This is a genomic window from Pseudomonas kilonensis (assembly GCF_001269885.1).
GTDB classification, from domain to species: domain Bacteria; phylum Pseudomonadota; class Gammaproteobacteria; order Pseudomonadales; family Pseudomonadaceae; genus Aquipseudomonas; species Aquipseudomonas kilonensis.
On sequence record NZ_LHVH01000034.1, the window covers coordinates 103,641 to 129,863 of the forward strand.

A 26,223-nucleotide genomic window follows, 5' to 3' on the forward strand; every position below is an offset into this window, starting at 1 on the left:
ATCAATGCCTGCGGGCGGATAGAGCCTGGGAATCTGGAGCTGGAACGCTCTTGTTTGACCGGCAAAGCTACCTCAACCGTCGGTCAAGGTCCAGCCGCCAAGGGCTGGCACTTTGCCACAAGTCAAGGCATGCTAGCCGCCCTTCGGGCGTCCGGCTTATAGTGCACGTCGCGCCAGTCCAGCAAACCGCAGGATTACAGCTTGTCCAACGTCACTCCGCCCCTGTCCCCTCGCGCACCCGCTGTCGTGCCCGGCTCGCCCCTGCGCGGGACATTGAAGGGTGGCCTGGCCACCCTGGTGCTGCTGTTGCTCGGCTTGCTGTTCTGGCAACTGCTCGATCAACTGCGCGAAACCCAACAGCAACAGCGCCAATACACCATCGACTACACCGCCGATCTTGCCGCACAGGTCAGCCTGAACATGGCCCTGAACGCGCAAATCGCCCTCAACCTGCTACCGATCGTCGAACAACCACAAACGGCCGACGAACAGCAGGCACTGGTTCGCAAACTCCAGCAGTCGTTGCCTGAACTGCGCAGCCTGGCCCTGCTGAGCCCCTCCGGTCGAGTGCTCAGTGACAGCGACGCCGACAGCCACGACGCCGATTACCTGGGTGAACTGGTGCGGCGCAGTCGGGCCCAGGCGCATTATTTCAGCAATGTCGAAGACGGCTCCGTGGTGCATCTATTGTTGCACCAGGCCAGCGGTAGCAGCCGTGGCTACTGGGCCCTGCGCCTGACCCCAAGCTTTTTCTCCACCCTGACCAAGCAGGCCGATACGGGGCTGCGCCCATTGTGGCTGGTGGAAAACCGTCTCAACCAGCAGATCATCAGCCGCGACGAAAGCCTGCCCTCGAGCAGCCCTACCCATCTATCCCCGGATGACCTGAAAAACACCGTACTGACAGTGCCCCTGAGCAGCAGCGACTGGCAACTGCGAGGGCTGTTCGACCGTCGCCAGGTGATCGAGCAACTGCTGCCGGCGTTCATCGGCAAATGCCTGCTGGGCCTGGCGTTTTCGTTGTTGCCAGTGATCGCGCTCTTGAACATGCGTCGGCGCCAGCGACAGTTGCATGAAGGGCGACGGCGCTACCAGGATATTTTCGAAGGCACCGGCGTGGCCCTGTGCGTGCTCGACCTGTCGGGGCTCAAGGCCTTTTTTGAGCGGGCCGGCCTGCACAACGGCGATCAATTGCGCGCCTGGACGAAAACCTCCCATCAACTCGAGCAATTGCGTCAGGAAGTTCACGTCACCGAAGTCAACCAGATGGCGTTGAAACTGCTCAACGTCGACTCTTGCGATCAGGCCTGGCAACTGCTGGTCGGCAAGGGCGCGCAGGACAACAACCCCGTTGGCTCGAAGCTGCTCGAAGCGTTGCTCGACCAACACAAGCAACTGGAACTGGAAATCAAGCTCCAGGACGCCCATGGCCGCGACCAGCACCTGTGGCTGGTGCTGCGCCTGCCGGAAAAACAGCATGACTATAATGCGGTCATCCTGAGCATCAGCGACATCACCAGCCGCAAGCTGATCGAACTCTCGCTGCTCGAACGCGAAGGTTTCTGGTCCGACGTGGTGCGCACCGTGCCGGATCATCTCTATGTGCAGGACGTCATCAGCCAGCGGATGATCTTCAGCAACCATCACCTGGGCCAGACCCTGGGCTACGACCGCACCGAACTGCACCAGATGGGCGAGTACTTCTGGGAAATCCTGTTGCACAGCGACGACGCCGATCACTACCACAACCTGCGCCAGGAACAACGCCGGGGCGGGTACACGCAACTGTTGCAATGCCAATTGCGCTTTCGCCATCGCAATGGCAAATGGCGCTGCTTCGACATTCGCGAACAGGCCCTGGCCCGCGACCGGCATAACCAGGTGACACGAATCATCGGCGTGGCCAAGGACGTCACCGAGCAGATCGAGGCCAGCGAATCGCTGCGTGACAGCGAGCAGCGCTACCGGATGCTCGCCGAAAGCATCAGCGACGTGATTTTCTCCACCGACAACAAGCTTTCGCTCAACTATGTCAGCCCGTCGGTGCAAGCGGTACTGGGCTACACCGCCGACTGGATTTTCCAGAGCGGCTGGCAATCGATCATCGCCAACCCGCAACAACTGACCGGCATCTACAGCCTGATGGACCGGGTCAGCAAGGCCCTCGACAAGCCCGACCAACTGGCCGAGCTGCGCAACCAGATGCAGACCCAGTTGTTCCTGTTCGACTGCCTGCGTGCCGACGGGCGCAAGATTCCCATCGAGCTGCGGCTGGTGCTGGTGTGGGATGAACACGGCGCGTTCGAAGGCGTGCTCGGCGTCGGTCGCGACATCAGCCAGCAGCGTCGCGCCGAAAAAGACCTGCGCATGGCCGCCACGGTCTTCGAGCACTCGACCTCGGCGATCCTGATCACCGACCCGGCTGGCTACATTGTCCAGGCCAACGAAGCGTTCAGTCGCGTCAGCGGTTATGCCGTGTCGCAAGTGCTGGACCAGTTGCCCAACATGCTGACCGTGGACGAGCAGCAGGAAGCCCACTTGCGCTACGTGCTCAAGCAGCTGCAGCAGCACAGCACCTGGGAAGGCGAGGTCTGGCTCAAACGCCGCAACGGCGAACACTATCCGGCCTGGGTCGGCATCACGGCCGTGCTGGATGACGAAGGCGACCTGGCCAGCTATGTGTGCTTTTTCAGCGACATCAGCGAACGCAAGGCCAGCGAGCAGCGCATTCATCGCCTGGCCTATTACGACGCCCTGACTCACCTGCCCAACCGCACGCTGTTCCAGGATCGCCTGCACACCGCGCTGCAATCGGCCGATAGGCAGAAGACCTGGGTCGTGCTGATGTTCCTCGACCTGGACCGCTTCAAGCCGATCAACGACTCCCTGGGCCATGCCGCCGGCGACCGGATGCTCAAGGAAATGGCCACGCGCCTGCTCGGCTGCGTCGCCGACGACGACACCGTGGCGCGCATGGGCGGCGACGAATTCACCCTGCTCCTGCAACCGCGCGCCAGCCGTGAAATGGCGCTGAACCGGGCCATCTCCGTGGCCGAGCAGATCCTCGCCAGCCTGGTCCGGCCATTCGTGCTCGAAGGCCGGGAGTTCTTCGTCACCGCCAGTATCGGTATCGCCCTGAGTCCCCAGGACGGCAACGAACTGAGCCAATTGATGAAGAACGCCGACACGGCCATGTATCACGCCAAGGAGCGCGGCAAGAACAACTTCCAGTTCTACCAGGCCGACATGAACGCCAGCGCCCTGGAGCGCCTGGAGCTGGAAAGCGACCTGCGCCACGCCTTGGAACAGAACGAGTTCGTGCTGTATTACCAGCCGCAGTTCAGCGGCGATGGCAAACGTTTGACTGGCGCCGAAGCCCTGCTGCGCTGGCGCCATCCGCGACGCGGGTTGGTGCCGCCGGGGGACTTCATTCCGGTACTCGAAGAACTCGGTTTGGTGGTGGACGTGGGCGACTGGGTCATCACCGAAGCCTGTCGGCAGCTCAGGACGTGGCACCAGGCCAAGGTCCGGGTGCCGAAGGTCTCGGTCAACATTTCGGCCCGGCAGTTCTCCGACGGCCAGTTGGGCACGCGCATCGCCAATATCCTGCGCAGCACCGGCCTGCCGCCAGCCTGCCTGGAGCTGGAACTGACGGAAAGTATCCTGATGCGCGAAGTCAGCGAGGCAATGCAGATCCTGGCCGGGTTGAAGAACCTGGGCCTGAGCATCGCCGTCGATGACTTCGGCACTGGTTATTCGTCGCTCAACTACCTCAAGCAATTCCCCATCGATGTGCTGAAGATCGACCGCACCTTCGTCGACGGCCTGCCGTCCGGCGAGCAGGATGCGCAGATCGCCCGGGCGATCATCGCCATGGCCCACAGCCTCAACCTGGCGGTGATCGCCGAGGGTGTCGAGACCCACGAGCAACTGGACTTCTTGCGCGAACACGGCTGCGACGAAGTCCAGGGCTACCTGTTCGGCCGCCCGATGCCGGCCACCCGGTTTGAAGCGCAGTTCAGCAATGATGCGTTGTTCATGCTCGACTGAGGCCTTGTACTATCTGGGCCGGCCTCTCGCGGGCAAGCCTTGCTCCCACAGGGGAACACCGGCTTCTGTGGAAAACCTTGCTCCCACAGGGGAACACCGGCTTCTGTGGAAAACCTTGCTCCCACAGGGGAACACCGGCTTCTGTGGAGAACCTTGCTCCCACAGGGGAACACCGGCTTCTGTGGAGAACCTTGCTCCCACAGGGGAACACCGGCTTCTGTGGAGAACCTTGCTCCCACAGGGGAACACCGGCTTCTGTGGAGAACCTTGCTCCCACAGGGGAAAGCGGGCTTCTGTGGGAGCAAGGCTTGCCCGCGATGAGGCCAGTACAGGCAACGCCCCTCTTGTGTGAAACCCATTCGTCCGCGACATGACGCCCTTTCATATGCCTTCCAAAACCGGTTGAGGTAGAATGCCCCCCTTTTCTGCCCCCGATCCTTGAGGACCGCCATGTTCAGCCGTGATTTGACTATTGCCAAGTACGACGCCGATCTCTTTGCCGCCATGGAGCAAGAAGCTCAGCGCCAGGAAGAGCACATTGAGCTGATCGCTTCGGAAAACTACACCAGCCCCGCGGTGATGGAAGCTCAAGGCTCGGTACTGACCAACAAGTACGCCGAAGGCTACCCGGGTAAGCGTTACTACGGTGGTTGCGAGTACGTCGACGTGGTCGAGCAACTGGCCATCGACCGCGCCAAGCAACTGTTCGGTGCCGACTATGCCAACGTCCAGCCGCACGCAGGCTCCCAAGCCAACTCCGCCGTGTACCTGGCGCTGCTGTCGGCCGGTGACACCATCCTGGGCATGAGCCTGGCCCACGGCGGTCACCTGACCCACGGCGCCAGCGTTTCCTCCTCCGGCAAGCTGTACAATGCCGTCCAGTACGGCATCGACGGCAACGGCCTGATCGACTACGACGAAGTCGAGCGCCTGGCCCTCGAGCACAAGCCGAAAATGATCGTGGCCGGTTTCTCCGCCTACTCCCAGATCCTCGACTTCCCGCGCTTTCGCGAGATCGCCGACAAGGTCGGTGCCTACCTGTTCGTCGACATGGCCCACGTGGCCGGCCTGGTCGCCGCTGGCGTCTACCCGAACCCGGTGCCATTCGCCGACGTGGTCACCACCACCACCCACAAGACCCTGCGCGGTCCACGTGGCGGCCTGATCCTGGCGCGCGCCAATGCCGACATCGAGAAGAAGCTGAACTCCGCTGTTTTCCCGGGCGCCCAGGGTGGCCCGCTGGAGCACGTGATCGCCGCCAAGGCGATCTGCTTCAAGGAAGCCCTGCAACCTGAGTTCAAGGCTTACCAGCAACAAGTGGTGAAGAATGCCAAGGCCATGGCCGGCGTGTTCATCGAGCGCGGCTTCGACGTGGTGTCCGGCGGTACTGAAAACCACCTGTTCCTGTTGTCGCTGATCAAGCAAGAGATCTCCGGCAAAGACGCCGACGCGGCGCTGGGCAAGGCGTTCATCACCGTCAACAAGAACTCGGTGCCAAACGACCCACGCTCTCCGTTCGTCACCTCGGGCCTGCGCTTCGGCACCCCGGCCGTGACCACTCGCGGTTTCAAGGAAGCCGAGTGCAAGGAACTGGCTGGCTGGATCTGCGACATCCTGGCGGACCTGAACAACGAAGCGGTCATCGACGCCGTGCGTGAGAAGGTCAAGGCGATCTGCAAGAAGCTGCCGGTCTACGGCGCTTAATTAGCCCGCTAGAGCGCAGTTGAATAAGGCCCGCTTCGAAAGATGCGGGCCTTTTTTATTGCCCTGGAAAACAGGGCGAAACAACTAACACCCTCCAACACTTAATTTTCTGCAATACAGAAAACCCCACACGCAATTAGTAAACCCATACGATCCCTCCTGCCCCCTGAACCTAATCACTCAAAACAGGACGCTTATTCACATGGACAGTGAACAATCCTTTAATGCAACACTCAGCATGTTAAATACCCGCGTAAATCTGCTGGAAAGGCTGCATGGCAAACCCGCGATGGCGACCATCAGTTCATTCAGCGGTGGATTCTTTACCGGTAGACCCCAAACCCAGGATCACTCAAGCCTGCTCGGCATGCACGCCGATGACCAGGGCGTGCGCAGCGAGCCATTGCGGCTGCATTTCCGGTATACAGCGGGTGGCTACTTCCTGACCCTGAAAAACACCGGTGAACACTACAACAAACTGATCAGTAAAAGCTGGCTCGAAGTATTTGGGGTAAGTGATCCAAACACTCGCAACCCGACTCTTTTCAGCCTGCTCGATCATCAGCAAAACATCATCATGCGCAAGCACATCACATCCCGCCATGTCCCCATCTCGCTCATGACAGGCAATAAGAAACATGTCGGGGGACTAAGGGTACGCGGCTCGCCTTATCTTTATCTTGCCGAGACAGAAGAACAGTCAAAAGCCATGTTCATTCTGAGCGTACTCTGAAGGTCCCCCTGTTGGCATGTAAAGTCAGTCGAAGGGACGAAGCACAGCCCTTGTGGCGAGGGGATTTATCCCCGCTGGGTCGCGCAGCGGCCCCAATTGTATTTATCACTGCGGTGTGTCCGATGGGACACAGGGGCCGCTGCGCGGCCCAACGGGGATAAATCCCCTCGCCACAGGGTTCCATGCCGGGCCGGCTATTGACCACCCGTCATTTTTTCTTTTGAGAAAACGCTCAAGCACAGGGCTTTCACCCCAACTGGTAAGACCGGTCAAGCCAAATCATCACAATCGAGCTTGCATCCCCGCGAAAACAGCGCCTAGACTGCGCCTGCACTGGACAAACCGGTAAGACCACAATAATGAAGTCCCGACGCCAGCCCTCCCTGGCGAACAAGGACACCGAACCAGGAATCCCTCCCATGCTCAAATGGTGCTCGCGGTCGATCTTCCTTCAAGTTGTCCTCGGACTGGTGCTCGGCATCGTCTGCGGGCTTACCCTTCCCGAATATTCTGCACAGCTCAAACCCCTCGGCGACGGCTTTATCAAGCTGATCAAGATGCTCATCGGCCTGATCGTGTTCTGCGTGGTGGTCAGTGGTATCTCCGGTGCCGGCGATCTCAAGAAGGTCGGGCGTATCGGCCTCAAGTCGGTCATCTACTTCGAAATACTCACCACCATCGCCCTGGTCATCGGTCTGGTCCTTGCTTTCAGCACAGGCATTGGCAGCGGCGCGAACATCCACCTGGAGCAGCTCTCCAGCGCGGACGTGAACGACATCGCCCAGCGCGGCCAGCACATGGTCACCACCACCCAATTCCTGATGAACCTGATCCCGACGTCGGTGATCGGAGCATTCGCGGAAAACAACATTCTCCAGGTGCTGCTGTTTGCCGTGCTGTTCGGCAGTGCGTTGAATCTCGTCGGTGACGCCGCTTCCGGCATTTCGCGCCTGATCAACGAACTCAGCCACGTGATCTTCCGCATCATGGGCATGATCGTGCGCCTGGCCCCAATCGGCGTCTTCGGGGCCATTGCCTTCACCACCAGCAAATATGGCCTGGAGTCGCTCCAGCACCTGGGCAGCCTCGTCGGCCTGTTCTACCTGACCTGCATCGCGTTTGTCGCGGTGATCCTGGGTGCGGTGATGCGCGTGTCGGGCCTGCCGATGCTGCCATTCCTCAAATACCTGCGCGAAGAGCTGCTGATCGTACTCGGCACCGCGTCGTCCGACGCCGTGCTGCCACAGATCATGCGCAAGCTCGAACACCTGGGAATCGGCAGCTCCACCGTGGGCCTGGTCATTCCCACCGGCTACTCGTTCAACCTGGATGGTTTCTCGATCTACCTGACCCTGGCCATTGTCTTCATCGCCAACGCGACCGGCACGCCCCTGGCCATGAGCGATCTGTTGACCATCCTGCTGGTCTCGCTGATCACCTCCAAGGGCGCCCACGGGATTCCCGGCTCGGCGCTGGTGATCCTGGCAGCGACGCTGACCGCGATCCCGGCGATCCCGGTGGTCGGCCTGGTGCTGGTGTTGGCCGTGGACTGGTTCATGGGCATTGGCCGGGCCCTGACCAACCTGATCGGCAACTGCGTGGCCACCGTGGCGATTGCCCGCTGGGAAAAAGACATCGACGTCCCTCGGGCGCGCAAGGTGCTGTCCGGCCAACAAGGCTATACCTTCCAACCCAGGAAACCGGTGGGCAGTGCCCATCACCAGCAATTCTGAAAGACGGCGATGCCGGCCCGCGAACCGGCATCGCCTGATCGATTTTCAAGGAGTCACATGTGATCAGTTCATCGACCGTCGTCAATTCCGTGGTGGAGAAACTCCGCGCCGCCCTCGCCCGGGGCCAATGGCGCTCGGGTGACATGCTGCCCGGCCAGCGCGAGCTGGCCGAGCAACTGGGCATCAGCCGACCCAGCCTGCGTGAAGCGGTGATTGTGCTGGAGACCCTGGGCCTGGTGCGCTCGATGCCCGGCAAAGGCGTCGTGGTGCTGGAGGCCCATCTCAACGATGCTGCCGGTGAAGGCAGCGCCATGGCCGGCGCGAGCCTGGAAGACCTGCTGCAGCTGCGCTACACCCTGGAACCGTTCATCGTCGGCCTGGTGGCCCAGTCCATCAGCAGCAAGGACGTCGGCCAGTTGCGCCTGACCCTCATGGACATGCGCGAAGCCCTGGAAGCCAACGACAGCGACGCCTGCGCCAACGCCTACATCGCTTTCCATGAAGAACTGTTTGCCCTGACGTCCAACCCGATCTTCCAGAACGTGGTCCAGCAGACCAGTAACGCTCTCAAGCAGAGCGCCGATGTGTTGCGCAACTCCCCCGAGCACCTGGCCGAACGCCTGGAAGAGAACGAAGCCGTGGTCCGTGCCATCCGGGGCAAGAACAGCGCACAGGCCAGCGCCGAAATGCGCCGGCACATTCTCCGGGAAGGCCAGCGCATGGGCATCGAATTGAATATTCCGGACGACAACCTCGGCACTTGAGCCTGGGCCTGCGGAGACCGCCATGAACAATCTCGTGTCCCATCAACATAACCGCAATGTACTCGCCGCCCTGCCCCTGCCCGGCCGGGTCGGCAAACCGTCGGTGGACGATATCTATCCGCGGATCTTCGACGCCATCCTCGAACAACGCATTGCCCCGGCCAGCCGCTTCACCGAGGAAAGCCTGGGGGATGTGTTCGGCGTCAGCCGCAGTGTCATTCGCCGCGTCCTGGCGCGCCTGTCCCATCAGCAAGTGGTGATCCTGCGGCCCAACCACCGGCCACAAGTCGCCGCGCCAGACCTGGAGCAGACCCGGCAGATCCTCCACGCTCGCCGCCTGGCCGAGCAGACCCTGGTGCGCCTGGCCTGCAAGGCGCCGCAGCCCAAGGACTTGCAACTGCTGCGCGATCTGGTGGAGCGCGAGCGCCAATGCCTGGATCGTGGTGAGCGTGGCCCGGCGATACGCCTGTCCGGCGAGTTTCACCTGCAACTGGCGGCCATGGCCGGCAACGCACCGTTGATGCAATTCCTCGGCAGCCTGGTGCCGTTGACCTCGCTGGCCCTGGCGCGACACGAGATCAAATCCCGCCGGCACTGCGCCTGGCAGGAACACCTGGCAATCGTCGACGCCGTGGAAGGCCGCAACGTCAACGAAGCGGTGCGGCTGATGGATGAGCACCTGGACCACCTTGCTCAAAAGCTGCTGGTCGCATAGCGGTTGTGGCGAGGGGATTTATCCCCGCTGGGCTGCGCAGCGGCCCTAAAGCAGTTAACTCAATCTTCCTGGCACACCGAGTTGCCTGGTTTGGGGCCGCTGCGCAGCCCAACGGGGATAAATCCCCTCGCCACACTGTTAACGTAGCGCGGCTTCGAAGCCGGCGCGGATCTTCTCTTCGGGCAGTTCGTCGGCGATGAACACGATCACGCTTTCCCGGGCTTCGCCGGGGGCCCATTCGGTGTCCCAATCGAAACCGTACAACTTGAGCACGCCCTGGAACACCAACCGACGGGGTTCGCCGGCGATGTTCAGCACACCCTTGTAGCGCAGCAATTGTTTGCCGTGTTCTTCCAGCAACTGGTTCATGAACTCGCTGAGCTTGTCGATATCCAGCGCCTTATCGGTACGTAGCACCAAACTGCTGATGCGATCACCCGGTGTGGCCTTGCCGACCGGTCGCAGGCTGAACCCTGCGCCCAAGTCCGCATTGAGATTGAAGCCACGAATATCGAGCAGCTCGGCCAGGTCGATCTTGCCGTGCTCGACCACCCGGATCGGCGCCCGTCGGTTGATGCGCGTCAGGCGCTCACCAAGGGCCTGGACCTGGGCCGTGTCCACCAGGTCGGTCTTGCTCAGGAGCAGGCGATCGGCAAACCCGACCTGGGCCTGGGCGATGGCCTGGGTCAGGTGGATCTCGGCATGAGCAGCGTCCACCAGCGTAAGAATGCCGTCGAGGATATAGCGCTCGCGCAGGTCCTCGTCGATGAAAAAAGTCTGCGCCACCGGGGCCGGATCGGCCAGGCCGGTGCATTCGATCACCAGGCGGTCGAAGGCGATCTCGCCGCTGTCCAGCCGCTCAAGCAACAGGTACAGGGCCTTGGTCAGGTCGGTGTGAATGGTGCAGCACACGCAACCGTTGGCCAGGGTCATGACCTGCACCGGCTCGTCGCCCAGCAGTTGGGTGTCGATGCCGGCATCGCTGAATTCGTTCTCGATCACGGCGATCTTAAGGCCGTGCTCGGCCTTGAGCAGATGGCGCAACAGCGTGGTCTTGCCGGCGCCGAGGAAGCCGCTGAGGATGGTGACTGGGATGGGAGAGGACAAACTGAATCTCCTTGATGCCTGAAAGGGAAGCGGTTTTGTGGGAGCGGGCTTGCTCGCGAAGGCGCTGTGTCAGTTGACATCGATGCTACTGACCCGACGCCATCGCGAGCAAGCTCGCTCCCACAGGGAATCGGTGGTGTATGCAAATCCTGAGACCACCCCAAAACAACTGTGGGAGCGAGCTTGCTCGCGATAGCAGAGTGTCAGTCAACATGATCGTAACTGACACTCCGCCTTCGCGAGCAAGCCCGCTCCCACATGGGGTTTGAGGCTAGCTCAACTCAACAGCACTTGGGCCCACCCTTGCCGCCGTAACGGGCCTCCTGGCGTTCACGAAAGAACGCCTCGTAGTCCATCATCGGCTTGTCCGGGTGCTTGGTTTGCATGTGCTCGACGTAGTTGTCGTAGTCGGGCATGCCGACCATCAGGCGGGCGGCCTGACCGAGGTATTTACCCAGGCGACTCAAGTCATTGAACATCGTTGCAATCCTCTATCAAGCGTCTGGCAGGGCCTGGAATGGCGCTTCTTTGTCCGTGCGTTCCTTGGTGCCCCAGGCGGCGATGCCGACCTTGAGCGCGTAGAACAGGATGCTGAAGACCACGAACAGGAACAACACCGTCAGCGTCGCGTTGGTGTAGGCGTTGAACACCACGTGCTGCATCTGCTCGATGCTCTTGGCCGGGGCCAGGATCTGGCCGGCGGCCAGGGCATCGTTGTATTTGCGTGCCAGGGCCAGGAAGCCGATCGCCGGGTTGGCGTCGAACAGCTTGATCAGGCCCGCCGTGGTGGTGCAGATCAGCAGCCAGCTCGCCGGCAGCAGCGTGACCCAGACGTAGCGCTGGCGCTTCATCTTGATCAGGACCACGGTGGCGAGCATCAGGGCGATACCGGCCAGCATCTGGTTGGAGATGCCGAACAGCGGCCACAAGGTGTTGATGCCGCCCAGCGGATCGATCACGCCCTGGTACAGCAAGTAACCCCACAGCGCCACGCAACCGGCGGTGGCGATCAGGTTGGCCGGCCAGGATTCGGTGCGCTTGAGCGAAGGCACGAACGAGCCCAGCAAATCCTGCAGCATGAACCGCCCGGCACGGGTGCCGGCGTCCACCGCGGTGAGGATGAACAGCGCTTCGAACAGGATCGCGAAGTGGTACCAGAACGCCATGGTGTTCTCACCCGGCAGCACCGAGTGCAGGATCTGCGCGATACCGACCGCCAGGGTCGGCGCACCGCCGGCACGGGCCAGGATGGTGGTTTCGCCGATGTCCTTGGCCACCGCTTGCAGCGCCTCGGGGGTGATTGCAAAGCCCCAGCTGCTGACGGTCTGGGCCACGGCCACCACATCACTGCCGACGATCGCCGCCGGGCTGTTCATGGCGAAGTACACGCCTGGCTCGATCACCGAGGCGGCGACCATGGCCATGATCGCCACAAAGGACTCCATCAGCATGCCGCCGTAACCGATGTAGCGGGCATTGGTTTCGTTATCCAGCAGCTTGGGCGTGGTGCCCGAGGAGATCAGCGCGTGGAAACCCGAGACCGCGCCGCAGGCGATGGTGATGAACAGGAACGGGAACAGCCCGCCCTTCCACACAGGTCCCGTGCCGTCGGTGAACTGGGTCAGCGCCGGCATTTTCAGATCGGGCATGGTGACCAGGATGCCGATCGCCAGGGCGACGATGGTGCCGATCTTGAGGAAGGTCGACAGGTAGTCCCGCGGCGCCAGGATCAGCCACACCGGCAGTACCGCCGCGACAAAGCCGTAGCCGATCAGCATCCAGGTGATCTGGATCCCGGTGAAGGTGAAGGCCTTGGCCCAGACCGGGTCGGCAGCAATTTGCCCGCCCAGCCAGATCGAGCCCAGCAGCAACAGCACGCCGATGATCGAGATTTCACCGATGCGGCCCGGGCGGATGTAGCGCATGTAGATGCCCATGAACATCGCGATCGGGATGGTCGCCATCACCGTGAAGATCCCCCACGGGCTCTCGGCCAGGGCCTTGACCACGATCAGCGCCAGCACCGCGAGGATGATGATCATGATCAGGAAGCAGCCGAACAGCGCGATGGTGCCAGGGATGCGGCCCATTTCCTCGCGCACCATGTCACCCAGGGAACGCCCGTTGCGGCGGGTGGACAGGAACAGGACCATGAAGTCCTGCACCGCACCGGCCAGCACCACGCCGGCGATCAGCCAGAGCGTGCCGGGCAAATAGCCCATCTGCGCCGCCAGCACCGGCCCGACCAGCGGCCCCGCGCCGGCAATGGCCGCGAAGTGGTGGCCGAACAGAATGTGTTTGTTGGTCGGGACATAGTCCAGGCCATCGTTGTTGAGCACGGCGGGGGTGGCCCGGCGCGCATCGAGTTGCATCACGTTGTTGGCGATGAAGAGGCTGTAGTAGCGGTAGGCGACCAGGTAGATGGCCACGGCTGCGACGACGATCCATAAGGCGTTGATCGCCTCGCCTCGACGCAATGCCACGACGCCCAGGGCGCACGCGCCTACGACGGCCAGCAGTAGCCAGGGTAGATGGCGCAGCAGGCTATTATTGTTTTTCATTTTTATATTCCAGCCAGGGTGGACAAGAAAGATAGCCACAGGAGTTTAGCGCTAACCCGGGCAAAGGCCATACTCGACATTCGTCTGTCGGTTGCCGAACGGTGACGATGCTCTCCCAGTTCGGTCTATAGTCAGTGAATCTCCAGAGGGAATGCGTAATGAGCGAACGTCGCCGCTTCGTACGAGTTGACTTCCATGCCAGGACCGAGCTGAGCCAGGGCCCCTTCATCTGGCCGGTAGAGTTGCTGGATCTGTCCCTCAAGGGGTTGCTGATCAAGAAACCCGCACCCTGGCTTGGCGATATCGAACGTCCCTTCATGGCCGATATTCATTTGAGCCCTGATGCTGAGATCAAAATGGAAGTTCGCTTGGCCCATGATGACCATGGTCACTTGGGCTTCGCCTGCGAGCACATTGACCTGGACTCCATCGCACACCTACGCCGGCTGGTAGAGCTGAACCTGGGCGACCATGACGAGTTGGAGCGGGAGTTGGCGGCGTTGATCCAGATCTGAAAAGCCCGGTCCCTTGTGACGAGGGGATTCTGTGGGAGCAAGGCTTGCCCGCGATGGCGGCGATGCGGTCCTTCAAAATCGAGTCGCCTGCATCGCGAGCAAGCTTTGCTCCCACATACAGTCCTTGCGCAATTGCCAGCGCTATTCGAACAACGCATCCAACGCCTGTTCCAGGCGCGTCACGGCAATGATCTGCAACCCCGGCGGGGCTTCCTTCGGCGCGTTGCCCTTGGGCACGATGGCGCGTTTGAAACCGTGTTTGGCCGCTTCCTTGAGCCGCTCCTGGCCACTGGGCACCGGCCGCACTTCGCCCGACAATCCCACTTCGCCGAACACCAACAGGTCGTGGGGCAGCGGTCGGTTGCGCAGGCTGGACATGACTGCGGCCATCAGCGCCAGGTCGGACGCGGTTTCCAGCACCTTGACCCCGCCCACGACGTTGAGGAACACGTCCTGGTCGTGAGTCGGAATCCCACCGTGTCGATGCAGCACCGCCAGCAACATGGCGAGCCGATTCTGATCCAGGCCCAGGGTGACCCGGCGCGGGTTCGCCAGGTGGCTGTCGTCCACCAGCGCTTGCACCTCGACCAGCATCGGCCGGGTGCCTTCCCACGTCGCCATGACCACACTGCCGGGGACTTCTTCCTGGGCACGCGTCAGAAAGATCGCCGAAGGGTTTGAGACTTCTTTCAAGCCTCTGTCGGTCATGCCGAACACACCCAGTTCGTTCACGGCACCAAAGCGGTTCTTCACCGCCCGCAGCAAACGCAGGCGGCCATCGGATTCGCCCTCGAAATACAACACGGTATCGACCATGTGCTCCAACACGCGCGGCCCCGCCAGCGCGCCTTCCTTGGTGACGTGGCCCACCAGGAAAATCGCCGTGCCGCTCTGCTTGGCGTAGCGCACCAGCAACGCCGCGCTTTCGCGCACCTGGGAGACGCCGCCCGGGGCCGATTGCAGCTGTTCAGTGAAAATGGTCTGGATCGAGTCGATCACCATCACCTTGGGTTTTTCCAGGCGCGCCGTGGCGATGATGGTTTCGATGCAGGTTTCGGTCATGACCCGCAACTGGTCCTGGGGCAAGCCCAGGCGCCGGGCGCGCATGGCTACCTGCTGTTGGGATTCTTCACCTGTGACGTACAGCGCCGGCATGCGGGTGGCGAGGCTGCACAAGGTTTGCAACAGGATGGTGGATTTGCCGATGCCCGGATCGCCGCCGATCAGCACCACCGAACCGTCCACCAGGCCACCGCCCAGCACGCGGTCCAGTTCACCGGATGCGGTGGAAAAACGCGGGACTTCTTCGACGCTGACTTCGGCCAGGGTCTTGATCTGCGCCTGCTGACCGGCCCAACCCGTACGACCGGTGGGCGCCGCCGCACCGCCGCTTTCCACCATGGTTTCGGTCAGGGTGTTCCAGGCCCCGCATTCGCTGCATTGGCCGGCCCATTTGGGAAAGGTCGAGCCGCACTCGGTGCAGCCGTACATGCGCTTTGCCTTGGCCATCTGAACTCCGGGTAAAAACCGCGATGATAGCCCACGCAGCGGTCAGCGCGGGGCCGGCATTCTGATTTCCCCCCTCGCCAGATCCACCGCGGTATTGCCCAACGGGTCCTGGGCCTGCAGATCGGCGCCCTTGGCCTTCAAGGCGTCGAGCAACTCGGCACGTTTGAACAGGCCGGCATACATCGCCGCGGTCTGCCCGGCGCCGTTGCGTTGGTCCGGGCTGCAATCGGTGGACAACAAACGCCGCGCAATCTGCACTTCGCCCTTGAAAATGGCGCCCATCAACGCCGTGTTACCACGTTTGTCCTGGGCACAGGCATCGGCGCCAGCGGCCAGCAGCCGCTCCACCGCCGGGCCGTGGCCGTGATAAGCCGCCAGAATCAGCGCGGTGTAGCCCTTTTCATCCTGGGTATTGAGCGAATAACCGGCCTCGATAAAAGTCTCGAGCATCGGCACGTCGCCGCGGCGAGCGGCGTCGAAATAATAGTTTTGCAACTGTTCCTGGACCGCAGCCGGTTCGGTGGGTATTGGCTGATCGGCCAGTACGCTCACTGACCAGGTCGCAAGCATCGATAAAAGAAATCTGCGCATCATGACGTCTCCTCTGGCAGATGACTGTGGGGGCATGGTTGTGGGAGCAAGGCTTGCCCGCGATGCAGACGACTCGGTCTGGTTTCAGACCCCAGCGCCTGTTTCGCGAGCAAGCTTTGCTCCCACAGGTCATGCACCTGCCTGGCTGTGGATCAGTCAGTCAGTTTTTCTGCCAGGGCCTTGACCCGAGCCAGGTCGCCTTTGGCGACACGAGCCACGCCAGTGCCGTACTCAGGGTCAGCCTTGTAGAGGAACGACAGGATGATGTGCTTGCTCTCGTCATCGGTGGTCGCCAAAGAGCCGCCGAAGCTGTCGATCAGGTCATCACGCTCTTTCTTGCTGAACGAACGATACAAATCACCGGCCTGCTTGAAGTTCTGCTCGCGCTGGATCTTCGCCTGCTGGGTACTGCCGGTCATTGCGGTCTGGCTGTAGCGTGCCGCTTGCGGTTCTTCACGCGGCGTCAGGCGGCTCGGCTGATAATTCACCCCGGTGCTGGTGCTGCCTGGGTTCATCGCACCGTCCTGGTTACCGTTGTTCACCGCCACCTTGGGGGCGTTGATCGGTAATTGCAGGGCATTGGCGCCTATCCGATACATCTGCGTGTCGGCGTAGGAAAATACTCGTCCCTGGAGCAAACGATCTTCGGAAGGTTCGATACCCGGTACAAGATTGGCCGGCGCCATGGCCACCTGCTCGGTTTCCTGGAAGACATTCGCCGGATTGCGATTCAAGACCATTTGCCCAACCTTGCGCTCAGGCACGCCCGGCCAGATCTTGGTCGCGTCCAGTGGGTCGAAGTCAAACTTGGCAAGGTCCTGTGGGTTCAGTACCTGGACGTACAAGTCCCACTTCGGGAAGTCGCCCTTATTAATATGAGTCACCAGATCATTTGTCATATGGCTGTAATCTTGACCCTGAACTTTCACAACTTCTTTCGGATCGAGATTTTTCAAGCCCTGCAAACTTTTCCAATGAAACTTCACGTAGTGAACTTCACCCTTGGCATTAACCAACTTGTAGGCATGTACACCATTGCCGTCCATTTCGCGGTAACTGGCCGGCGTCCCGGAGTTGGAATACAACTCGGTCAGGGTGCGAGTCGATTCTGGAACATGGGAGAAGAAATCGAAGCGGCGAGAATCATCGTCCAGGTTGGTCCGCGGGTCGGGTTTGAAGGCGTGGACCATGTCCGGAAACTTGATGGCATCGCGGATGAAGAAGGTCGGGAAGTTGTTACCCACCAAGTCCCAATTACCGTCGGCGGTGTAGAACTTCGTGGCGAAACCACGGGGATCGCGCAGGGTTTCCGGCGAATGATTGCCGTGCACCACGGCAGAAAAACGCACGAACACCGGCGTGACCTGGCCTGCGGCAAAGACCTTGGCCTTGGTCAGGTCGCTGAGGTCGTCGGAAACGGTGAATGTGCCATGGGCACCGGTCCCACGGGCATGCACCACGCGCTCGGGGATACGTTCACGGTCAAAACGCTGGAGCTTCTGGATCAACTGCACGTCTTGCAGCAGGGTCGGGCCGTTGGGGCCAGCCGTTTGCGAGTTCTGGTTGTCGCCGACAGCCGCACCGTTGTCCCGGGTCAGGGTGGCCGCGTTGACAGACAAGGACAAAAGGCTCGCGGTCAGCACAAAAAAAGCGCGGCGATGGGAATAAGCCCCGTGGCCAAGGGAAGTGTTCATAGGCGTGTTCCTCTGATGTTATAGAGCGCATCCATGTGCGCCATCCAGAGGCTAGTGCTCGACAAAGGAAAACCTAAATAGAAATGCCGTACCGTGCCGATAGAAAAAACGTTGTGGGGCATCAGGCTGAAACCGCGTATCACGCGCGATTGATGGCACTTTGAAAACTTTTCACCCGGGACCGGGTCGATAACTGAGGCTTTGTAAGCAGGCGTTTCGAGCAAGACTCGTCGGGCTGACTTACACTGCCACTCATCTTTAATCTGTCACAAGGAATAACTCATGGGCGTGCTAAGCGAGTTCAAGGCCTTCGCGGTCAAAGGCAATGTCGTCGACATGGCCGTCGGGATCATCATCGGTGCCGCTTTCGGCAAAATCGTTTCGTCATTCGTTGGCGACGTGGTCATGCCTCCCATCGGCCTGCTGATTGGTGGAGTGGACTTCAGTGACCTGGCCATCACCCTCAAGGCCGCCCAGGGTGAGGCGCCTGCCGTTATGCTGGCCTACGGTAAATTCATCCAGAGCACCATCGACTTCATCATCGTGGCGTTCGCCATTTTCATGGGCGTCAAGGCCATCAACCGCCTCAAGCGTGAAGAAGCCGTGGCTCCTAGCGCCCCACCGGTTCCGACCAAGGAAGAACTGCTGCTCACCGAAATTCGCGACCTGCTCAAGACCCAGAACGAGCGGCCCTGAGGCAGTCAGTCACTGACCCCTCCTGTGGCGAGGGGATTTATCCCCTCGCCACAACCTACCAGTAGTTTTCCACCGCCACCTGGCCCGGCCGACGAGTCAGGCTCAGTTGCAGCCCCCTGGCCTTGAGCAACTTGCGTGTATCATCGATCATTTGCGGATTGCCGCACAGCATCACTCGCGAATGCTCCGGCGTCAGCGCTACGCCGGCCGCCCGCTCCAGCTCGCCATTTTCGATCAGCGTGGTGATCCGCCCACTGAGCGCCCCCGGATGTTGCTCACGGGTGACGCTCGCAATGAAACGAAACTTGTGGGCGTACTCGGCCAGGTAGTCGCGCTGGGGCAGTTCCTTGATCAGCGCCTGATACGCCAGCTCCTGCGCCTCGCGCACGCTGTAGACCAGGATGATCCGCTCGAATTTTTCCCAGACCTCAAAATCCTGGAGGATCGAAAGAAACGGCGCCACACCCGTCCCGGTAGACAGCAGCCACAAATCCCGACCATCGACAAAGCGATCCAGCGTCAGGTAGCCGAAAGCCTGGCGATCCACCAACAGTGCGTCACCCGCCTGCAGGCGGCTCAGTTCGCTGGTGAACTCGCCATCGGGAACCACGATGGAAAAAAATTCGAGGAACTCGTCGAACGGCGAAGACACCATGGAATACGCCCGCCAGACGGTGGTTCCGTCCGCCTTGACGACCCCCAGCCGGGCAAACTGACCCGCCCGAAAGCGAAAGCCGCGATCCCGGGTCGTGCGCAACGTAAACAGATGAGGCGTCAACGGCTGGACATCGAGCAGGGTTTGGCGGGTGAACTTCTCTGCGCTGTCGGTCATGAGCCACTCCTATGGGACAAGACATACAGTGTCCCGCAAAGTGAACCGTTTCACCACCGACGGGCAAGTAATAGCACTTTAGTTGCACTCATCCCATTTAAACCTTTACCAAAACTGTACAAAGTTAGAACACTGTAAAAGAAATCAATCTACAGAACTAATGCATTACAATTTTGTAAGCTAGTTAAAAAAAATCTCACTACAAGTTAGGAAAAGTCCTACACTAAAAATTCGCATCAGGGATTGGATCCGCATGGACGAATCAAACCCAGGAGAAAGCGATGGACAGGTGGAAGGACTTGTTGCTGAGGAAGTTATCCTGTGAAAAAGACCTGCAGACGGCCTATCGTCTGGTAGTGAATTTCTTTAACAATCAAGGATTTGAATACTGTGCATTTGCAACCTATCTCGGAAGTCCCAACAAACACACCAGTAAGGTGAACCTGAATAATTACCCTTATGGATGGGATCGGCTTTATGAACAAAACGGTTACGCATCGAACGACCCACTAGTAGCACATTGCAATCAATCACCACTTCCGATCATGTGGGATGAGAATGTTTTCGCTCAGGCCCCTAAGTTATGGCGAGAACTTAATCGACAAGGACTCAAGTACGGCTGGACCCAGGCCGTTCATGACGAACAAGGGGCACAGTCCAGCCTGTTCAGTCTTGCACGAACCCACTGTCCCATTGATATCGAGGAGCACTATGCAAATCTCGGCTACGCCATCTTCGCCAGTCAAAAGCTGCATGCGCTTGCCAGCAAAAAACTGGCGGACGCCCTCGCAGTCCAGCCAAAATGTCACTTGTCACCCAGAGAGATCGAAGTATTGAGGTGGTCAGCCGAAGGCAAGACGGCGTCGGAAGTGGGCAGGATCCTTTGTCTTTCCGAACGAACCGTGAATTTCCATGTGTGCAGTTGCATGCGAAAACTGAACGTCAGCAATAAGATTTCAGCGGTGGCTAAAGCCGCCCAGATCCATGTGATCTGACCCGTGGCACGACACTGTCGAGCTGAAAAACCCACGAGTAATGTGCAACAAAAAAACGTACCATTTACGGTTCCACTTGGATGATGCCGCTTCTTGCACGCGACGTCGTTCATTCAGGAGGTCCCGCACGCACAGACACCTACCTCCAGGCAGCGGGACATTCGTTGATCTCCAGAGTCCCCAGCCATGCCCCTGCTCGACAGCCCCTTCGCCCAACTCGACCTGATCCGCCAACCCGAACAGCAGAACGAACCACTGCAAGCCTTCGATGCGGCCGACGAGTACCTGCTCGCGTACCTGGCCGAACAACAGCCGAGCGCACAGACTCGGGTCCTGGTACTCAATGACGGCTTCGGCGCCCTGGCGGCCAGTCTGGCGGACAACGTCCTGGTGACCAGCAGCGGTGACTCCTTCCTGGCGTTGCAGGCGCTGGAGAAAAACCTGGTGCGCAATGGCCGATCCTTCGATGCAGTGCCGACGCTGCCCGCCAGCGAGCCACTGACCGGCCCGTTCGATCGCGTCCTGATCAAAGTACCGAAAACCCTGGCCTTGCTGGAGGAACAGCTGATTCGCCTGCAAGGCCAACTGGCGCCAGGCGCCCAGGTGATTGCCGGGGCCATGATCAAGCACCTGCCCCGGGCCGCTGGCGATTTGTTGGAGCGGTATATCGGCCCGGTGCAGGCCTCCCTGGCGGTGAAAAAAGCGCGGCTGTTGATTGCCACGCCACAACCCGGCTCTTCACAAGGCAGTGCGCCGATCGTATCGCCCTACCCCACGCGTTACTGGTTGGACGAGCCAAAGATCGAGCTGCTCAACCACGCCAACGTGTTCTGCCGCGAAGGCCTGGACATCGGCACCCGTGCGTTCCTGCCACATCTGCCGAAAAACCTCGGGACGGCCCGGGTCGCGGACCTGGGGTGCGGCAACGGCGTGCTGGCCATCGCCAGCGCGCTGCAAAACCCCGAGGCCCATTACACCCTGGTGGACGAGTCGTATATGGCCGTGCAATCGGCCGCCGAGAATTGGCGTGCAGCCCTGGGCGAACGCGAAGTGACCCTGCGGGCCGGTGATGGCCTGGCCGGACAAGAGGCGCAGTCACTGGATGTGGTGCTGTGCAATCCACCCTTCCACCAGCAGCAAGTGGTGGGCGATTTCCTCGCCTGGCGGATGTTCCAGCAGGCTCGCGAAGCGCTGGTGGTGGGCGGCGCGCTGTACATCGTCGGCAACCGGCACCTGGGTTACCACAGCAAACTGGCGCGGTTGTTCCGCGGTGTCGAGCAAGTGGCCGCCACGCCGAAATTCGTGATCCTCAAAGCCCGCAAATAAATCGTCTGTGGGAGCAAAGCTGGCTCGCGATGCAAGCACCTCGGCTCCTGCGAGACCGCAGTGTCCTCATCGCGAGCAAGCTCGCTCCCACAGGGACATCAGTGAGTGGTCAGGCCCGCGGCATTCATGAACATCCGCATCAGGCTGGCGACGATGAACAGCGCCAGCACACTGCCGGCCCAGATCAGCGCCAGCCAGCCGAGCCGCTGCCAGAATGGCTTGCGCTCAGCGGCCTCGATGTCTTTCAAGTCAGGTTTGGCCATGCTCGACGCCCTCAATGGTAGCCGTCGTCGTGGGTCACCTTGCCGCGGAACACGTAGTAGCTCCAGAAGGTGTACACCAGGATCAACGGAATGATGAACAGTGTGCCGACCAGCATGAAACCCTGGCTCTGGGGCGGTGACGAGGCGTCCCAGATCGAGATGGACGGCGGCACGATGTTCGGCCACAGGCTGATGCCCAAGCCGCTGTAGCCGAGGAAGATCAGCACCAGGGTCAGGATGAAGGGCGTGTAGTTGGCATTGCGCGCCACCGCGCGGAACAAGCCGTACATCGTCACCAGCACCAGGATCGGCACCGGCAGGAACCAGAACAGGTTCGGCAGGGTGAACCAGCGGGCCGCGATGTCCGCATGGGCCAGCGGCGTCCAGATGCTGACAATACCGATCACCGCCAGCACCACGAACGCCAGCGGCCGGGCCAGGTCATGCATCTGCTCTTGCAACTTGCCCTCGGTCTTCATGATCAGCCAGGTGCAGCCGAGCAATGCGTAGGCCGCGATCAACGCCAGGCCACAGAACATCGTGAATGGCGTGAACCAGTCCAGGGAGCCGCCGGCGAACTGGCGATTGACCACCTCGAAGCCGTCGATGAACGCCCCCAGCGCCACACCCTGGAAGAAGGTGGCCGTCAGCGAACCGCCAATGAATGCCTTGTCCCAGAGGTGACGCTTCTCAGCCTTGGCCTTGAAGCGGAACTCGAAGGCCACGCCGCGGAAGATCAGGCCGATGAGCATCAGGATCAACGGCAGGTACAGCGCCGAAAGCACCACCGAGTAGGCCAGCGGAAACGCTCCGAACAGCCCGGCACCGCCCAGCACCAGCCAGGTTTCGTTACCGTCCCAGACCGGGGCCACAGTGTTCATCATCACGTCGCGGTCGCGCTCGCCCTTGACGAAGGGGAAGAGAATGCCGATCCCCAGGTCGAAGCCGTCCATGATCACGTACATCATGATGCCGAAGATGATGACCACGGCCCAGATCAGCGGAAGATCAATACCCATGATTCAATTCCCCTTGTTCGAGCGTTCGTTATGGTCCATGTCGTCGCCGTCATCGGCGGCCGACAATGGCCGGGCCGGCGTGCGTTTCTGGCCCGGGCCACCATCGCTCGGCTCGGCTTCGTGGGCCTCCGGCCCCTTGCGCACCAGGCGCATCATGTAGCTCAGGCCCGCACCGAACAGTGCGAAATACACCACGACGAACAGCACCAGGGTGATGCTCATCTGGGCGAAGCTGTGGCCGGACGAAGCATCGGCCGTGCGCATCAGGCCATAGACCACCCAGGGCTGGCGGCCGATCTCCGTGGTAAACCAGCCAGCCAGGATCGCGATCAGCCCGGACGGCCCCATCCACAGCACCATGTAGAGGAACGGCCGGGATTGATAGATCCGATCGTTGCGGCGCAGCCACAGGCTGCACAGGCCGGTGAAAATCATCAGCAGCCCAAGGCCGACCATGACCCGGAACGACCAGAACACGATGGTCGAGTTCGGTCGGTCCTCAGGCGGGAACTCCTTGAGGGCCGGCACCTGCTTGTCCAGGCTGTGGGTCAGGATCAGGCTGCCCAGGTAAGGAATTTCCACGGCGTATTTGGTTTTTTCCGCCTTCATGTCGGGCCAGCCGAACAGGATCAGCGGGGTCGGTTCATTGCCGACGTTTTCCCAGTGGCCCTCGATGGCGGCGATTTTCGCCGGTTGATGCTTGAGGGTGTTCAGGCCATGGAAGTCGCCGATGACCGCCTGTATCGGCGCCACCAGCAAGGCCATCCACATCGCCATCGACAGCATCCGGCGGATGGCTGGGTTGTCACGGCCACGCAGCAAATGCCAGGCTGCCGACGAGCCGACGAAGAACGCCGTGGCGACAAACGCGGCGGTGGACATGTGCAGCAATCGATAAGGAAACGAGGGGTTGAACACCACCGCCAGCCAGTCCACCGGGATCACCCGGCCGTCGATGATTTCGTAGCCCTGGGGGGTCTGCATCCAGCTGTTGGAGGACAGGATCCAGAAGGTCGAGATCAGGGTGCCGATCGCCACCATGACCGTGGAAAAGAAATGCAGGCCGCGGCCGACGCGATTCCAGCCGAACAGCATCACGCCCAGGAAACCCGCCTCGAGGAAGAACGCCGTGAGCACCTCGTAGGTCAGCAACGGCCCGGTCACCGCACCGGCGAAGTCCGAGAAACGACTCCAGTTGGTCCCGAACTGATAGGCCATGACCAACCCGGACACCACCCCCATGCCGAAGTTGACGGCAAATATCTTCGACCAGAAGTGGTACAGGTCGCGGTAGGTGTCATCGCGGGTCTTGAGCCACAAGCCTTCGAGTACCGCCAGGTAACTCGCCAGACCAATGGTGATGGCCGGGAACAGGATGTGGAACGAGATGGTGAACGCGAACTGGATTCGGGCGAGATCGAGCGCCTCCAAACCGAACATAAGTCTTCCTCTGTCAGGTAAAACCGGCTGCGGGCGGGGCCTGCATCACTATCCCCAGGGATATGGAGTGCGATGCTTTTCAAATCGTTCTTTTTTAAAACCGTCACAACGCAGGACTCTGGCCGGATGGCCACCAGCCCAACGCCTCGAGAGGTATTGACCTGGATCAAGCAATGTTCAAAGAGTAGCCGCATTCTCGTCGATGAACGGCGTGGTCGTTTGTCGCGTGACAGGTTGTCTCAGGGCTGGCTGAGGCGAAGGGATGTGTGGGAGCAAGGCTTGCCCGCGATACAGGCAATGCGGTCTTTCTGAAATCGAGTCGCGTCCATCGCGGGCAAGCCTTGCTCCCACAAAGGGATAAATCCCCTCGCCACAAAAAAACGGTGCGATGTGGAAGATCGATGCTTGGCTAACTATTTTTCCAGCCACCGCAACTTCCAGTTACAGCTCGGTGATAATCTCGATGCCTTCATCACCGGACCCGTCATAGATGCCCAGCCAAGCGCCGCTGCTGCTCCGTCACCACCGTCCCTTCATCGCCTTCTGGCTGGCCCGGATATTCACCGCCAGCGGCTTCCAGATGCTCACCGTGGCCATCGGCTGGAACCTCTATCAACTGACCGGCAACGTCCTGGACCTTGGCCTGGTGGGGTTGGTGGAGTTTGCCCCGCGCGTGCTGTTCATGCTCCACACCGGGCATGTGGCCGACCGCTATGACCGGCGCAAGGTGGCGGCCATCTGCCAGTCATTGCAGGCGATGATTGCCCTGGCGCTGGTGATCGGCAGCGCCACTGACAACGTCACGCGGGAAATGATCTTCATCCTCGCCTTCCTGCTGGGCGCCGCCCGCTCCTTCGAAATGCCCACCACCCAGGCGCTGCTGCCGAGCATCGTGCCGGCTGCGCTGTTTCCCCGTGCCGTGGCCGCCGCGCAATCGGCCCAGCAGTCGGCCACCATCGTCGCCCCGGCGCTCGGCGGCTTGCTCTACGCCTTTGGCAGTGTCTGGGTCTACGGGCCGACGGTGCTGCTTTACCTCATCGCCTGCGGCCTGATGCTCAACCTGCCCGCCCGGCAGACGCCGCTGAACAAAGGCAAGGCGACCCTGGATTCGTTGCTCGCCGGGATTCGCTTCATCCGCAGTCGCCCGGACATTCTCGGGGCGATCTCCCTGGACCTGTTCGCGGTGTTGCTCGGCGGCGCGACGGCGCTGCTGCCGGTGTTCGCCAAGGACATCCTGCTCACCGGCCCGTGGGGCCTGGGCCTGTTGCGCTCGGCACCGGCGGTCGGGGCCTTGCTGATGTCGCTGTGGCTGGCGCGGTTTGCCGTGGAGCGCAAGGTCGGCCGGGTGATGTTCACGGCGGTGGGCGTGTTCGGCGTCGCCACCATTGCATTCGGCCTCTCCACTTCGTTCTGGTTTTCCCTGGCGGTGCTGGTGGTGCTGGGCGCGGCGGACATGATCAGCATGGTGATCCGTGCCTCCTTCGTACAACTGGAAACACCGGATGAAATGCGCGGCCGGGTCAGCGCGGTGAACGGGTTGTTCATCGGTGCCTCGAACCAGTTGGGCGAGTTCGAGTCCGGCCTCACCGCCCACTGGTTCGGCACCGTGCCGGCGGTGGTCATGGGCGGCGTCGGCACGCTGCTGGTCACCGGAACCTGGATCAAACTGTTCCCGACCCTGGCCAACCGTGACCGGATGCACGAACCGGTGGATGAAGCAAAAGCCTAGAGCAGCTTGTCGAGGGTGATCGGGAAATCCCGCACCCGTTTGCCGGTGGCGTGATAGATCGCGTTGGCCACCCGATTGACCTTCACGGAACCCAAGTCTTCATCTACCAATACCTCGACGAACACCGCCGAGTGGGTGGCGGTGGCGTAGGCCTGGCGCTTTTCGTCCGGCTCAGCAGTGGCAACCGCAAGAGACACAGATTTTCCTGGCATGTGCGGTATCTATGTACCGCACCGAGTGTAATGTA

Annotated in this window: 21 protein-coding genes and 1 pseudogene; 11 read left to right on the forward strand and 11 right to left on the reverse strand. The window is 60.9% G+C overall.

Going from position 1 to position 26,223, the window contains the following annotated elements:
* Positions 1-201: 201 nt before the first annotated feature.
* The 6 genes from AD662_RS24625 (at position 202) to AD662_RS24650 (ending at position 9,699) form a co-directional block, all read left to right on the forward strand.
* A complete protein-coding gene (locus AD662_RS24625; RefSeq protein WP_053189885.1) occupies positions 202-4,050 on the forward strand; it encodes a sensor domain-containing protein in 3,849 nt (1,282 codons plus the stop codon).
* Between the two features lie 450 nt (positions 4,051-4,500).
* Entirely contained in the window at positions 4,501-5,754 is a 1,254-nt protein-coding gene (glyA, locus tag AD662_RS24630; RefSeq protein WP_018601030.1) for a serine hydroxymethyltransferase, read from the forward strand.
* Between the two features lie 202 nt (positions 5,755-5,956).
* Positions 5,957-6,487, forward strand: coding sequence for a hypothetical protein (locus AD662_RS24635; RefSeq protein ID WP_053189886.1), 531 nt, complete (start codon positions 5,957-5,959; stop codon positions 6,485-6,487).
* 419 nt (positions 6,488-6,906) lie between these two features.
* Positions 6,907-8,220: a C4-dicarboxylate transporter DctA gene (locus AD662_RS24640; protein ID WP_018601032.1), complete on the forward strand. Its 1,314-nt coding sequence runs from the start codon at positions 6,907-6,909 to the stop codon at positions 8,218-8,220.
* Between the two features lie 59 nt (positions 8,221-8,279).
* Positions 8,280-8,984 (forward strand): FadR/GntR family transcriptional regulator, encoded by a 705-nt coding sequence (locus AD662_RS24645; protein WP_018601033.1) that lies wholly within the window; start codon positions 8,280-8,282, stop codon positions 8,982-8,984.
* Positions 8,985-9,006: 22 nt separating this feature from the next.
* Positions 9,007-9,699 carry a GntR family transcriptional regulator gene (locus tag AD662_RS24650; protein WP_053189887.1) on the forward strand — a complete coding sequence of 231 codons (693 nt, stop codon included), beginning with the start codon at positions 9,007-9,009 and terminating at the stop codon, positions 9,697-9,699.
* 138 nt (positions 9,700-9,837) lie between these two features.
* Here the strand turns inward: AD662_RS24650 and yjiA are convergent, their stop codons facing one another.
* The 3 genes from yjiA to AD662_RS24665 form a co-directional block, all read right to left on the reverse strand.
* Positions 9,838-10,806 (reverse strand): GTPase, encoded by a 969-nt coding sequence (gene yjiA, locus AD662_RS24655; RefSeq protein ID WP_018601037.1) that lies wholly within the window; start codon positions 10,804-10,806, stop codon positions 9,838-9,840.
* Positions 10,807-11,087: 281 nt separating this feature from the next.
* A complete protein-coding gene (locus AD662_RS24660; protein ID WP_003182142.1) occupies positions 11,088-11,285 on the reverse strand; it encodes a YbdD/YjiX family protein in 198 nt (65 codons plus the stop codon).
* A gap of 15 nt (positions 11,286-11,300) precedes the next feature.
* Positions 11,301-13,367, reverse strand: coding sequence for a carbon starvation CstA family protein (locus AD662_RS24665; RefSeq protein WP_053189888.1), 2,067 nt, complete (start codon positions 13,365-13,367; stop codon positions 11,301-11,303).
* A gap of 158 nt (positions 13,368-13,525) precedes the next feature.
* Between AD662_RS24665 and AD662_RS24670 the strand changes: the two genes are divergently transcribed.
* Entirely contained in the window at positions 13,526-13,882 is a 357-nt protein-coding gene (locus tag AD662_RS24670; protein ID WP_018606737.1) for a PilZ domain-containing protein, read from the forward strand.
* Between the two features lie 141 nt (positions 13,883-14,023).
* Here AD662_RS24670 and radA read toward each other — a convergent pair whose 3' ends face one another.
* The 3 genes from radA to katB form a co-directional block, all read right to left on the reverse strand.
* Positions 14,024-15,391 carry a DNA repair protein RadA gene (gene radA, locus AD662_RS24675; RefSeq protein WP_018606739.1) on the reverse strand — a complete coding sequence of 456 codons (1,368 nt, stop codon included), beginning with the start codon at positions 15,389-15,391 and terminating at the stop codon, positions 14,024-14,026.
* A gap of 42 nt (positions 15,392-15,433) precedes the next feature.
* Positions 15,434-15,982 (reverse strand): ankyrin repeat domain-containing protein, encoded by a 549-nt coding sequence (locus AD662_RS24680; RefSeq protein ID WP_053189946.1) that lies wholly within the window; start codon positions 15,980-15,982, stop codon positions 15,434-15,436.
* A 152-nt stretch (positions 15,983-16,134) separates the two neighbouring features.
* Positions 16,135-17,676: a catalase KatB gene (katB, locus tag AD662_RS24685; RefSeq protein WP_053189889.1), complete on the reverse strand. Its 1,542-nt coding sequence runs from the start codon at positions 17,674-17,676 to the stop codon at positions 16,135-16,137.
* A 282-nt stretch (positions 17,677-17,958) separates the two neighbouring features.
* Between katB and mscL the strand changes: the two genes are divergently transcribed.
* Positions 17,959-18,372 (forward strand): large-conductance mechanosensitive channel protein MscL, encoded by a 414-nt coding sequence (gene mscL / locus AD662_RS24690; RefSeq protein WP_018606745.1) that lies wholly within the window; start codon positions 17,959-17,961, stop codon positions 18,370-18,372.
* Positions 18,373-18,427: 55 nt separating this feature from the next.
* Here the strand turns inward: mscL and AD662_RS24695 are convergent, their stop codons facing one another.
* On the reverse strand, positions 18,428-19,204 hold the full coding sequence (locus AD662_RS24695) for a ferredoxin--NADP reductase (RefSeq protein ID WP_053189890.1): 777 nt from the start codon (positions 19,202-19,204) through the stop codon (positions 18,428-18,430).
* Between the two features lie 281 nt (positions 19,205-19,485).
* Between AD662_RS24695 and AD662_RS24700 the strand changes: the two genes are divergently transcribed.
* Together AD662_RS24700 and AD662_RS24705 are read left to right on the forward strand one after the other, a co-directional pair.
* Entirely contained in the window at positions 19,486-20,199 is a 714-nt protein-coding gene (locus AD662_RS24700) for an autoinducer binding domain-containing protein (RefSeq protein WP_018606748.1), read from the forward strand.
* 186 nt (positions 20,200-20,385) lie between these two features.
* A complete protein-coding gene (locus AD662_RS24705; RefSeq protein ID WP_053182024.1) occupies positions 20,386-21,525 on the forward strand; it encodes a methyltransferase in 1,140 nt (379 codons plus the stop codon).
* A gap of 98 nt (positions 21,526-21,623) precedes the next feature.
* Here the strand turns inward: AD662_RS24705 and AD662_RS28935 are convergent, their stop codons facing one another.
* Genes AD662_RS28935 through AD662_RS24715 form a run of 3 tightly spaced genes read right to left on the reverse strand, consistent with a single transcriptional unit; the run spans position 21,624 to position 24,247 of the window.
* Positions 21,624-21,788 carry a DUF2474 domain-containing protein gene (locus tag AD662_RS28935; RefSeq protein WP_074849479.1) on the reverse strand — a complete coding sequence of 55 codons (165 nt, stop codon included), beginning with the start codon at positions 21,786-21,788 and terminating at the stop codon, positions 21,624-21,626.
* Positions 21,789-21,799: 11 nt separating this feature from the next.
* Positions 21,800-22,807 (reverse strand): cytochrome d ubiquinol oxidase subunit II, encoded by a 1,008-nt coding sequence (cydB, locus tag AD662_RS24710; protein ID WP_018606753.1) that lies wholly within the window; start codon positions 22,805-22,807, stop codon positions 21,800-21,802.
* Positions 22,808-22,810: 3 nt separating this feature from the next.
* Positions 22,811-24,247, reverse strand: a complete 1,437-nt coding sequence (locus tag AD662_RS24715) for a cytochrome ubiquinol oxidase subunit I (protein ID WP_024616909.1) — start codon at positions 24,245-24,247, stop codon at positions 22,811-22,813.
* A gap of 490 nt (positions 24,248-24,737) precedes the next feature.
* Between AD662_RS24715 and AD662_RS24725 the strand changes: the two genes are divergently transcribed.
* Complete coding sequence (locus tag AD662_RS24725) at positions 24,738-25,976, forward strand: MFS transporter (protein WP_014340310.1); 1,239 nt, start codon at positions 24,738-24,740, stop codon at positions 25,974-25,976.
* Here the strand turns inward: AD662_RS24725 and AD662_RS24730 are convergent.
* Positions 25,973-26,152: pseudogene (locus AD662_RS24730) on the reverse strand (hypothetical protein); the annotation flags it as partial. The gene AD662_RS24725 and the pseudogene AD662_RS24730 overlap by 4 nt on opposite strands.
* Positions 26,153-26,223 lie beyond the last annotated feature (71 nt).

What these genes read in the sequence shown, in the direction of transcription:
- cydB (WP_018606753.1), bottom strand. Translation starts at nt 22,807, where the DNA reads ATGGGTATTGATCTTCCGCTGATCTGGGCCGTGGTCATCATCTTCGGC.
- AD662_RS24670 (WP_018606737.1), top strand. Translation starts at nt 13,526, where the DNA reads ATGAGCGAACGTCGCCGCTTCGTACGAGTTGACTTCCATGCCAGGACC.
- AD662_RS24680 (WP_053189946.1), bottom strand. Translation starts at nt 15,982, where the DNA reads ATGCGCAGATTTCTTTTATCGATGCTTGCGACCTGGTCAGTGAGCGTA.
- AD662_RS28935 (WP_074849479.1), bottom strand. Translation starts at nt 21,788, where the DNA reads ATGGCCAAACCTGACTTGAAAGACATCGAGGCCGCTGAGCGCAAGCCA.
- katB (WP_053189889.1), bottom strand. Translation starts at nt 17,676, where the DNA reads ATGAACACTTCCCTTGGCCACGGGGCTTATTCCCATCGCCGCGCTTTT.
- AD662_RS24635 (WP_053189886.1), top strand. Translation starts at nt 5,957, where the DNA reads ATGGACAGTGAACAATCCTTTAATGCAACACTCAGCATGTTAAATACC.
- AD662_RS24660 (WP_003182142.1), bottom strand. Translation starts at nt 11,285, where the DNA reads ATGTTCAATGACTTGAGTCGCCTGGGTAAATACCTCGGTCAGGCCGCC.
- AD662_RS24705 (WP_053182024.1), top strand. Translation starts at nt 20,386, where the DNA reads ATGCCCCTGCTCGACAGCCCCTTCGCCCAACTCGACCTGATCCGCCAA.
- AD662_RS24665 (WP_053189888.1), bottom strand. Translation starts at nt 13,367, where the DNA reads ATGAAAAACAATAATAGCCTGCTGCGCCATCTACCCTGGCTACTGCTG.
- mscL (WP_018606745.1), top strand. Translation starts at nt 17,959, where the DNA reads ATGGGCGTGCTAAGCGAGTTCAAGGCCTTCGCGGTCAAAGGCAATGTC.
- AD662_RS24650 (WP_053189887.1), top strand. Translation starts at nt 9,007, where the DNA reads ATGAACAATCTCGTGTCCCATCAACATAACCGCAATGTACTCGCCGCC.
- glyA (WP_018601030.1), top strand. Translation starts at nt 4,501, where the DNA reads ATGTTCAGCCGTGATTTGACTATTGCCAAGTACGACGCCGATCTCTTT.
- AD662_RS24695 (WP_053189890.1), bottom strand. Translation starts at nt 19,204, where the DNA reads ATGACCGACAGCGCAGAGAAGTTCACCCGCCAAACCCTGCTCGATGTC.
- radA (WP_018606739.1), bottom strand. Translation starts at nt 15,391, where the DNA reads ATGGCCAAGGCAAAGCGCATGTACGGCTGCACCGAGTGCGGCTCGACC.
- AD662_RS24725 (WP_014340310.1), top strand. Translation starts at nt 24,738, where the DNA reads ATGCCCAGCCAAGCGCCGCTGCTGCTCCGTCACCACCGTCCCTTCATC.
- AD662_RS24715 (WP_024616909.1), bottom strand. Translation starts at nt 24,247, where the DNA reads ATGTTCGGTTTGGAGGCGCTCGATCTCGCCCGAATCCAGTTCGCGTTC.
- AD662_RS24640 (WP_018601032.1), top strand. Translation starts at nt 6,907, where the DNA reads ATGCTCAAATGGTGCTCGCGGTCGATCTTCCTTCAAGTTGTCCTCGGA.
- AD662_RS24700 (WP_018606748.1), top strand. Translation starts at nt 19,486, where the DNA reads ATGGACAGGTGGAAGGACTTGTTGCTGAGGAAGTTATCCTGTGAAAAA.